Below are 9,982 nucleotides of genomic sequence, written 5' to 3' on the forward strand. Positions count from 1 at the left end.
GTGACATCAGTCCCTCTTGAGTCCCTCTTGCGCGGATCCTCAGAGGGTGTAGCGATACAGCGCCAGCTCGCGCCGGTCCTTCGCCTTCACGGAAAATCCGACGCACAATGCCGGCCGTCCGCCGGCCAGGCTGACCGCGATTCCCTCCGGCTCCCGGTAGGCCAGATCCGGTGCCACGGTCACGAGGTGACGTCCTTGTGCCTTGCCGGTGCGGACGTCAATTGCCGAGACATATGTATTTCCGCCGGACTTCCGTGGATTGTCCCCGTTCTGCCCGGTATACGGGTTGCCGGTCAGTACGTAGACGAAGTCCCCGTACAGCGCGCAGCCCTGGAACCACTCCTCTTCCTGGACCTGCACCCCGGCCTTGATGACCTGTGCGGGGTTGAAGCTCCCGGTCAGGAAATCCGCCATCCCGTACACCGAGAACCGGTGTACGCCCTCCTCCTCGTGGCTCACCAGGACCCGTTCGCCGGGCAGGTCGAGCGCGGGGGAGACATCGGTGGATCCGGGAACCGGATCGAAATGGTGGACGGATTCGTCGGAACTGTCGAGGACCGAACCGTCCTTGAACGGCACCCGGACCACCGTGCGGCCGTAGCCGCTCTCGGCGTCGGCCCTGCCCTCCACCCATATGTACGTGCGCTGGCCCGTCGGCTCGACGCCGCAGGAAATTCCGTGGCCGAAGCCGCGCAGATACATGTGCCCGAGCGTTTTCCCGGAACTGCTCAGCCGGGTCAGGCACATATCGCCGGAGGTCTTGCGGCCGCCCGAGTCGACCGCGTCCTCCTCGTCGTCGAGCCGGATACCGGCCTGGACGGTCTGCAGGGTGTAGACCTGACCGTTCGTGTCGTCGAACGCGAACGACTGCGGACCCGTCGTATTGAACAGCGGAGTCGAAGCGAGCAGCTCTGCACCGGTCGACATGTCGAACTCGCCGACCACCGGCCGGGAATCGTCCTGCTCGCCGGCCCCGGCGCGCAGCGCCCAGGACAGACCGCTCGTGGTGAGGCCGACGGCCACAGCGCCGCCCGCGAACAGCAGGGTCCGGCGGCTGAAAGGTGTCTTGCCATCCGCCATGGACCGTATTCTGCCAGCCCGGGCGGGCGGGTTCCGCGCCGGGCCCCGCTGCGGGTCCCGCCCCGCCCCGCAGAACGGCGGACGCCCGCCCCCACGAGGGGGACGGGCGTCCGCGGTGCTCAGGTACCGCCAGTACGGGCGTACGTACGGGCGTACAGGCCTCAGGCCGGGACGCTCGCCAGACCCGGGGCGAGGAACTTCTTGCCGTTCACGCGCTCCGAGACACCCTCGCGGTCCAGGTACGGCGTCACGCCGCCCAGGTGGAAGGGCCAGCCGGCGCCCGTGATGAGGCAGAGGTCGATGTCCTGGGCCTCGGCCACGACACCCTCCTCCAGCATCAGGCCGATCTCCTGCGCCACCGCGTCCAGGACGCGGTCGCGGACCTGCTCCTCGGTCAGGACGACATCGCCCTGGACCAGGAGGGCGGCGACCTCGGGGTCCAGCTCCGGCTTGCCGGAATCGTAGACGTAGAAGCCGCGCTTGCCGGCCTTGACGACGGCCGCGAGGTTCGGCGAGACGGTGAAGCGCTCCGGGAAGGCGCGGTTCAGGGTCTCCGAGACGTGCAGACCGATCGCCGGGCCGACGAGCTCCAGCAGCACCAGCGGGGACATCGGCAGGCCGAGCGGCTCGATGGCCTTCTCCGCCGTGACGACCGGGGTGCCCTCGTCGATGACGTTCTGGATCTCGCCCATGAAGCGGGTCAGGATGCGGTTCACGACGAACGCCGGGGCGTCCTTGGTGAGGACCGCGGTCTTCTTCAGCTTCCGCGCGACACCGAAGGCCGTGGCCAGCGAGGCGTCGTCCGTCTGCTCACCGCGGACGATCTCCAGCAGCGGGAGGATCGCGACCGGGTTGAAGAAGTGGAAGCCGACCACGCGCTCCGGGTGCTGGAGCTTGGAGGCCATCTCCGACACCGACAGCGAGGAGGTGTTGGTGGCGAGGATCGCGTGCGCCGGGGCGACCGCCTCGACCTCCGCGAACACCTTCTGCTTGACGGACATCTCCTCGAACACGGCCTCGATGATGAAGTCCGCGTCCGCAAAGCCCTCGGCCTTGTCCAGGACACCGGTCACCAGGGCGGTCAGGCGGTTGGCCTTGTCCTGGTTGATGCGGCCCTTGCCGAGCAGCTTCTGGATCTCGGCGTGGACGTAGCCCACACCCTTGTCCACGCGCTCCTGGTCGATGTCGGTGAGGACCACCGGCACCTCCAGGCGGCGCAGGAAGAGCAGCGCCAGCTGCGAGGCCATCAGGCCCGCGCCGACGACGCCGACCTTGGTGACCGGACGGGCCAGCGACTTGTCCGGGGCACCGGCCGGGCGCTTGGCGCGCTTCTGGACCAGGTTGAAGGCGTAGATGCCCGAGCGCAGCTCGCCGCCCATGATGAGGTCGGCCAGGGCCGTGTCCTCGGCGTCGAAGCCGGCCTGGAGGTCGCCCGACTTGGCCGCGGCGATGATGTCCAGCGCGCGGTAGGCGGCGGGAGCTGCGCCGTGCACCTTGGAGTCCGCGATGAAGCGGCCCTTGGCGACGGCCGCGTCCCAGGCCTCGCCGCGGTCGATCTCGTCGCGGACGACCTCGGTGGTGCCATTCAGGACGTTCGCGGTCCACAGGAGCGACTGCTCCAGGAAGTCCGCGCCCTCGAACAGCGCGTCGGCGATGCCCAGGTCGAAGACCTGCTTGCCGCGCAGCTGCTTGTTCTGGTTGAGCGAGTTCTCGATGATCACCGAGACCGCGCGCTCGGCGCCGATCAGGTTCGGCAGGATGGCGCAGCCGCCCCAGCCGGGAACCAGGCCGAGGAAGACCTCGGGCAGCGAGAAGGCCGGGATGGCCTTCGAGACGGTGCGGTAGGTGCAGTGCAGACCGACCTCGACACCGCCGCCCATCGCCGCGCCGTTGTAGTACGCGAAGGTGGGGACGGCCAGCGCGGACAGACGCTTGAAGACGTCGTGGCCGCCCTTGCCGATGGCGAGCGCCTCGTCGTGCTGCTTGAGCAGCTCGACACCCTTGAGGTCGGCGCCGACCGCGAAGATGAACGGCTTGCCGGTGATGCCCGCGCCGACGATGGAGCCCGCGATGGCCTCCTGCTCGACCTGGTCGATCGCCGCGTTCAGGTTGGCGAGGGACTGCGGGCCGAAGGTGGTCGGCTTGGTGTGGTCGAAGCCGTTGTCCAGCGTGACGAGCGCGAAGCGCCCGGCGCCGAACGGCAGGTCCAGGTGGCGGACGTGCGCGGACGTGACGACCTCGTCCGGGAACAGCTCGGCCGCGCCCTTCAGGAGCTCAGCGGTGGTGCTCACTTGGAGTCTCCCTCGGCGTTGAAGTTGGGGTTCTCCCAGATGACCGTGGCGCCCATGCCGAAGCCGACGCACATGGTGGTCAGGCCGTAGCGGACGTGCGGCTGCTCCTCGAACTGGCGAGCCAGCTGCGTCATCAGGCGGACGCCGGAGGAGGCCAGCGGGTGGCCGAACGCGATCGCGCCGCCGTACTGGTTGACCCGGGCGTCGTCGTCGGCGATGCCGTAGTGCTCCAGGAACGCGAGGACCTGGACCGCGAAGGCCTCGTTGACCTCGAACAGGCCTATGTCCTCGATGGACAGGCCGGCCTGGGCGAGGGCCTTCTCGGTGGCCGGGATCGGGCCGTAGCCCATGACCTCCGGCTCGACACCCGCGAAGGAGTACGAGACGAGGCGCATCTTGACCGGGAGGTTGTTCTCGCGGGCGAAGTCCTCGGACGCGATGATCGCGGCGGTGGCACCGTCGTTGAGACCGGCGGCGTTGCCCGCGGTGACCCGGCCGTGCGTACGGAACGGGGTCTTCAGGCCGGCCAGGTTCTCCAGCGTGGTACCCGGGCGCATCGGCTCGTCGGTGGTGACCAGGCCCCAGCCCGTCTCACCGGCCGCCTCGTTGGTGTTGCGCACCGAGATCGGGACCAGGTCCTGCTGGATCTTGCCGTCGGCGTACGCCTTGGCGGCCTTCTCCTGCGAGCGCACGGCGTACTCGTCGGCGCGGAGCTTGGTGATCGTCGGGTACCGGTCGTGCAGGTTCTCGGCGGTCATGCCCATGAAGAGGGCGGACTCGTCGACCAGCTTCTCGGAGACGAAGCGCGGGTTCGGGTCGACGCCCTCACCCATGGGGTGGCGGCCCATGTGCTCGACACCGCCGGCGAGGGCGACGTCGTACGCACCGAAGGCCACGCCGCCCGCGACGGCGGTGACGGCGGTCAGCGCGCCGGCGCACATGCGGTCGATGGAGTAGCCCGGGACGGACTGCGGGAGGCCCGCGAGGATGCCGGCGGTACGGCCCAGCGTCAGGCCCTGGTCACCGATCTGCGTGGTCGCGGCGATGGCGACCTCGTCGATCTTCTTGGGGTCCAGGTCCGGGTTGCGGCGCAGCAGCTCCCGGATCGCCTTCACGACGAGGTCGTCGGCGCGGGTCCCGTTGTAGATGCCCTTCGGGCCCGCCTTGCCGAACGGGGTGCGGACGCCGTCGACGAAGACGACGTCCCTGACGGTACGAGGCACGTTGGCTCTCCTCCAGGTGCGGGTGTGCACTGCTGCGCGGGGGCGCGGTCGGCCGGTGGCTGAGCGCCCGCTCACCCGGTCATGCTACTTGCCGGTAACCGGCGTGCACACCCCCTCCGGGAGGAGCGGCGAAGGTCACACTCCGGCGGCGCCGTTGCCGGGGGCTCCGCCCCCGGACCCCCCCCGCGCCTCAAACGCCGGCGGGGCTGGATTCGGCGGTGGCGGGGGCGGGAGTCGTGGACATCGCCCTGGCCAGGGGGCCGGAGGAGCGGATCACGTCCGCGGTGAACCGGCGGCGCCGGACGCCGAGGTGGCGCAGCGCCGGGCCGTGGTCCGCGGCGACGACCACGGCCGCGCCCGCCAGCAGGGCCTGCCAGGTCAGGGTGGCGGCCCGGCGGGCCGGCGCCGGGAGGGGTGCCAGCGCCTCGCGCAGCCGCCGGCAGTGGAAGGGGACGTGGCGCTCCTCGTCCGCGAGGATCCGGCCCGCCACCTCCGCCGCCAGCGGATCGGGGGCCCCGTCCCGCACCGCCCGGTAGTACCCCAGGGCCACGGCCTCCGCCACCATCAGCACCAGCAGTTCCACCCGCAGCCCCAGCAGCCTGCGCAGCCGTACGAACACCGCGTCGCTCCAGTGCCCGTCCAGGGTCCCGGCCCCGCCCGCCGCCAGCAGCAGCGCCAGCATCCGGGCGTGGTTCTGCTCCTCGGCCACGAAGAGCCGTATCGCCTTCGCGTACACCGGGTCCCCGGCCCGGTCCGCCTTCCCGATCAGGGCCGAGCCGTCCCCGTCCTCACCGACCTGGAACCGCTGCAGGCTCCGTACGAGCGCCGGATCGAGCTCGGCCCCCCGGCCCCAGTCGGGATCCCCGACCGCCGCGCGGCGCTCCCGCTCGGCCTCGAAGTCGCGTACCCATGCCTCGTACCCCTCGTTGATCATGTTCAAAAAACTAGCGGGGTTTGAGCGTGTTCAAAAGCGGCTCCGGGGCCCTGTTGCGGAACCGGGACAGAAAGAGCCCCCGGCCGGTGGGGCCGGGGGCTCTCGCGGAAACCGGGGCGTCAGGCGGTCGCGGCCAGGGCCGTGACCAGCGCCGGCGTCACCTGTTCGATCTGCCACGGACGGGCGCCGTGGACCGCGAGGGCCTGCGCCACCGCGTCCGCCTCGAGCCGCTGCGGCGGCTCCCAGCACAGCCGGCGGACCGTGTCCGGGGTGATCAGGTTCTCCTGGGGCAGGTTCAGCCCCTCCGCGAGCGCCGAGACGGCGGTGCGCGCCGCAGCCAGCCGTGCCGCGGCCGCCGGGTCCTTGTCCGCCCACGAACGCGGCGGCGGCGGTCCCGCCGGGGTCGCCCCCGGCTGCGGCAGCGCGTTCTCGGGCAGGGCCTTCGCCCGGTCCACGGCGGCCATCCACTGCTCCAGCTGGCGCCGGCCCATCCGCTGTCCGTACCCGGGCAGGGCCGACAGTGCGTGCAGGTTCGCCGGCAGCGCGAGCGCGGCCTCGACGATCGCGGCATCCCCCAGCACCTTGCCGGGCGACACGTCACGCCGCTGCGCGATCCGGTCCCGGGACTCCCACAGCTCCCGTACGACGGCCATCTGACGGCGCCGGCGCACCTTGTGCATGCCGGACGTACGACGCCACGGGTCCTTGCGCGGCGGCGCGGGCGGGGCGGCGGCGATGGCGTCGAACTCCTGCCGGGCCCATTCCAGCTTGCCCTGCCGGTCCAGTTCCTTCTCCAGCGCGTCCCGCAGGTCCACCAGCAGCTCCACGTCGAGCGCGGCGTAGCGCAGCCACGGCTCGGGGAGCGGGCGGGTGGACCAGTCGACGGCGGAGTGGCCCTTCTCCAGCGCGTAGCCGAGCACGCTCTCGACCATCGCGCCCAGTCCGACCCGCGGGAAGCCGGCGAGGCGGCCGGCCAGCTCGGTGTCGAACAGGGAGGTGGGAACCATGCCTATTTCGCGCAGGCACGGCAGGTCCTGGGTGGCGGCGTGCAGGATCCACTCGGCGGAGGACAGGGCCTCGCCCAGTGCGGACAGGTCGGGGCAGCCGACCGGGTCGATCAGCGCGGATCCTGCGCCCTCGCGGCGCAGCTGCACCAGATAGGCGCGCTGGCCGTAGCGGTATCCGGAGGCACGCTCGGCGTCGACGGCCACGGGCCCGGTGCCCGCGGCGAAGGCCGCGACCACCCGGGCGAGTGCGTCCTCGTCGGCGACCACCGGAGGGATCCCCTCACGGGGCTCGAGCAACGGAATCGGCGCCTTTTCGACGTCGTCCGGGGGGCCGCCCCCGGTGGTGGTGCGCAGGTCTGCTGCGGTCTCTTGGGCGTCGGTCACCGCTCAAGGGTATCCGCGGATACGGCGCGCCCGTCGCCGGAACGTTCCGTCGACGGGCGCGAGGTGGAGGCTCGGGTGTTTCCCCGGCTTCCCCGGGAGTTTCCCCGGGAGCCGCCGGGCAGGTGTCAGTGGATGATCCCGGTCCGCAGGGCGACGGCGACCATCCCGGCCCGGTCGCCGGTGCCCAGCTTGCGGGCGATCCGGGCGAGGTGGGACTTGACGGTCAGGGCGGACAGGCCCATCGAGACGCCGATGGCCTTGTTGGACTGGCCCTCCGCGACGAGGCGCAGGACCTCGACCTCGCGGCCGGAGAGCTCGCGGTAGCCGCCCGGGTGGCTCGGGGCACCCGGGGGGCGGCGGTGCATACGGGCGGCGGCAGCGCCGATGGGGGCGGCGCCGGGCCGGGTGGGGAGCCCGATGTTGGTCCGCGTGCCGGTGACGACGTAGCCCTTCACTCCGCCCGCGAGGGCGTTGCGTACGGCGCCGATGTCGTCGGCGGCGGACAGGGCCAGGCCGTTCGGCCAGCCGGCGGCCCGGGTCTCGGAGAGCAGGGTGAGACCGGAACCGTCGGGCAGGTGTACGTCGGCCACGCAGATGTCGCGCGGGCTGCCGACGCGGGGGCGGGCCTCCGCGATGGACGACGCCTCGATCACGTCACGGACTCCGAGGGCCCACAGATGGCGGGTCACGGTGGAACGCACGCGCGGGTCGGCCACGACGACCATGGCCGTCGGCTTGTTCGGGCGGTAGGCGACCAGGCTTGCGGGCTGCTCGAGAAGAACGGACACCTAGGCCTCCTGGGGGAGTGGCGGGACGGCCGGCTCGGGGAAGGAAGCCGGTGCGAACCGTGCGGATGGTCACTGACTCCTTCGGCACGTCACCCGCCCGGCTTTAGGAAATGATCACGATTTGGTGAGTAACAATTCGGGCAATTCGGACGCACGATCGATCATCGGGTGATCAGAAGCCCACAACGGGCGCCCGGTTCCGACCCCCCGCCTCCGGCGCTCGATCGGCCGTTCTACGGGGCGCGGTGCATTCGGACGATGTGCAGACCCGTTGGACCGCCCGGGTGCCGCCGTACGGCGCTACGGCTACGGGTGGTGCGGACCGCGCCGCTGTGGCAGGGAGACCACACCCGTCCCCGAGTCCGTCGGCCCGACCGGCGGGAGCCCCGCGATCTGGCACAGCAGCTCGCACCACGCCGACAGGTGCGCCGAGGTGTCCGGCACCCCTCCCCCGCCCTCGCGCGGCGTCCACGAGGCTCTGATCTCGATCTGCGTGGCCGGCCGCCGCTCCGCGAGTCCGCCGAAGTAGTGCGAGCTCGCCATGGTCACGGTCCCGCTCGCCTCCCCGTACGCCAGGCCGCGCGCCTCCAGCGCCCCGGTCAGCCAGGACCAGCACACCTCGGGGAGGAGGGGGTCGGCGGCCATCTCGGGCTCGAGCTCGGCGCGTACCAGCGTCACCAGCCGGAAGGTCCCGTGCCAGGCCTCGTGCCCGGACGGATCGTGGAGCAGGATGAGCCGGCCGTCGGCCAGGTCGTCCTCGCCGTCCACGACCGCGGCTTCCAGGGCATAGGCGTGCGGGGCCAGGCGCTGGGGCGGTCTGGTGGGGTCGATCTCGATCCCCGGACGCAGGCGCGCCTTCTTCAATCCGTCGACCGCGCGTCGGAACGGGAGCGGGACGGAGCTCTCCTTCGCGCTGTCCACACCGTCAGCGCCATCTGAAAATCGTCCCTGAGCCGCAGCCATGCGGGGAAGACTAGGCGGAACGAGCGTCCGTGCGGCGCAGGGACACCCGCGCCGGGCCGGGCACTTCTTCATACGTGCGAAGATTTGGCGCGTGAGCGCCAATGACCTTCCCCTCGCGCGAGGCTCCGCCCGCGCTGGGGAGACCCCACTGACGGGCCAGCCGAGTCAGACGTACGATTCCGCCTTCTTGAAGGCGTGCCGGCGGGAGCCGGTTCCGCACACCCCGGTGTGGTTCATGCGGCAGGCCGGGCGCTCGCTCCCCGAGTACCGCAAGGTGCGCGAGGGGACCCAGATGCTGGAGTCGTGCATGCGGCCCGACCTGGTCACGGAGATCACGCTCCAGCCGGTCCGCCGCCACAACGTGGACGCGGCGATCTTCTTCTCCGACATCGTGGTCCCGCTGAAGGCCATCGGCATCGACCTGGACATCAAGCCGGGCATCGGCCCGGTCGTCGCCCAGCCGATCCGCCGCCGCGAGGACCTCGCACAGCTGCGCGACCTCACCCCGGAGGACGTCTCGTACGTCACCGAGGCGATCGGCATGCTCACGGGTGAACTGGGCGCCACGCCGTTGATCGGTTTCGCCGGTGCGCCTTTCACCCTCGCGAGCTACCTGGTCGAGGGCGGCCCGTCGAAGAACCACGAGCACACCAAGGCCCTCATGTACGGCGACCCGGAGCTCTGGGCCGACCTGCTGGACCGCCTCGCGGAGATCACCTCCGCCTTCCTGAAGGTCCAGATCGAGGCCGGCGCCTCCGCGGTGCAGCTCTTCGACTCCTGGGTCGGCGCGCTGGCCCCGGCGGACTACCGCCGCTCGGTGATGCCGGCGTCGGCGAAGGTCTTGCAGTCCGTCGCCTCGTACGGAGTTCCGCGCATCCACTTCGGGGTGGGCACGGGCGAGCTGCTCGGCCTGATGGGCGAGGCCGGCGCGGACGTCGTGGGCGTCGACTACCGCGTCGCGCTCGACGAGGCCGCCCGCCGCGTCGGCCCCGGCAAGGCGCTCCAGGGCAACCTGGACCCGGCGGTGCTCTTCTCCACCGAGGAGGCCGTGCGCGCGAAGACGGACGAGGTCCTCGCGGCGGCGTCGGGCCTGGAGGGCCACGTCTTCAACCTGGGCCACGGCGTCCTCCCGACGACCCCCCCGGACGCCCTGACCCGCCTGGTGGACTACGTCCACACCCGGACCCGGCGCTAGGCCCCCAGCCCACCCCTAAGCGCAATGCCGTTGACGTAGGGCTGGATTGGTGAGACGACGTCATCGGGGGGTGGTGTCGGTGGCGTTGTCTCTTCCGGATCTGGCCGGGGTGGGTGT

The 9,982-nt window shown here is 71.5% G+C and carries 8 protein-coding genes; 1 reads left to right on the plus strand and 7 read right to left on the minus strand.

Annotation, left to right across the window (positions count from 1 at the left end):
- Positions 1-39 precede the first annotated feature (39 nt).
- The 7 genes from AB0M76_RS20245 to AB0M76_RS20275 form a co-directional block, all read right to left on the minus strand.
- A complete protein-coding gene (locus AB0M76_RS20245) occupies positions 40-1,080 on the minus strand; it encodes a signaling protein (RefSeq protein WP_365954140.1) in 1,041 nt (346 codons plus the stop codon).
- Between the two features lie 161 nt (positions 1,081-1,241).
- Positions 1,242-3,371 (minus strand): 3-hydroxyacyl-CoA dehydrogenase NAD-binding domain-containing protein, encoded by a 2,130-nt coding sequence (locus AB0M76_RS20250; RefSeq protein WP_365954141.1) that lies wholly within the window; start codon positions 3,369-3,371, stop codon positions 1,242-1,244.
- Complete coding sequence (locus AB0M76_RS20255; protein ID WP_266997582.1) at positions 3,368-4,594, minus strand: acetyl-CoA C-acyltransferase; 1,227 nt, start codon at positions 4,592-4,594, stop codon at positions 3,368-3,370. The genes AB0M76_RS20250 and AB0M76_RS20255 overlap by 4 nt, the downstream gene beginning before the upstream one ends.
- A 190-nt stretch (positions 4,595-4,784) precedes the next feature.
- Positions 4,785-5,528, minus strand: coding sequence for a ferritin-like domain-containing protein (locus tag AB0M76_RS20260; protein WP_365954142.1), 744 nt, complete (start codon positions 5,526-5,528; stop codon positions 4,785-4,787).
- A gap of 119 nt (positions 5,529-5,647) precedes the next feature.
- A complete protein-coding gene (locus AB0M76_RS20265) occupies positions 5,648-6,919 on the minus strand; it encodes a ribonuclease D (RefSeq protein ID WP_365954143.1) in 1,272 nt (423 codons plus the stop codon).
- 125 nt (positions 6,920-7,044) lie between these two features.
- Positions 7,045-7,707 carry a response regulator transcription factor gene (locus AB0M76_RS20270; RefSeq protein ID WP_007267191.1) on the minus strand — a complete coding sequence of 221 codons (663 nt, stop codon included), beginning with the start codon at positions 7,705-7,707 and terminating at the stop codon, positions 7,045-7,047.
- Positions 7,708-8,013: 306 nt separating this feature from the next.
- Positions 8,014-8,670: a DUF3000 domain-containing protein gene (locus AB0M76_RS20275; protein WP_365954144.1), complete on the minus strand. Its 657-nt coding sequence runs from the start codon at positions 8,668-8,670 to the stop codon at positions 8,014-8,016.
- A gap of 148 nt (positions 8,671-8,818) precedes the next feature.
- Between AB0M76_RS20275 and hemE the strand changes: the two genes are divergently transcribed.
- Positions 8,819-9,865, plus strand: a complete 1,047-nt coding sequence (gene hemE, locus AB0M76_RS20280; protein WP_365954163.1) for a uroporphyrinogen decarboxylase — start codon at positions 8,819-8,821, stop codon at positions 9,863-9,865.
- The last annotated feature ends 117 nt before the right edge of the window (positions 9,866-9,982 follow it).

This window comes from Streptomyces sp. NPDC051364 (assembly GCF_040682115.1).
In the GTDB taxonomy this organism is placed as follows: Bacteria; Actinomycetota; Actinomycetes; order Streptomycetales; family Streptomycetaceae; genus Streptomyces.

Excerpts from the sequence above, each read along its gene's own strand:
- AB0M76_RS20260 (WP_365954142.1), bottom strand. The coding sequence starts at position 5,528 with ATGATCAACGAGGGGTACGAGGCATGGGTACGCGACTTCGAGGCCGAG.
- AB0M76_RS20245 (WP_365954140.1), bottom strand. The coding sequence starts at position 1,080 with ATGGCGGATGGCAAGACACCTTTCAGCCGCCGGACCCTGCTGTTCGCG.
- AB0M76_RS20275 (WP_365954144.1), bottom strand. The coding sequence starts at position 8,670 with ATGGCTGCGGCTCAGGGACGATTTTCAGATGGCGCTGACGGTGTGGAC.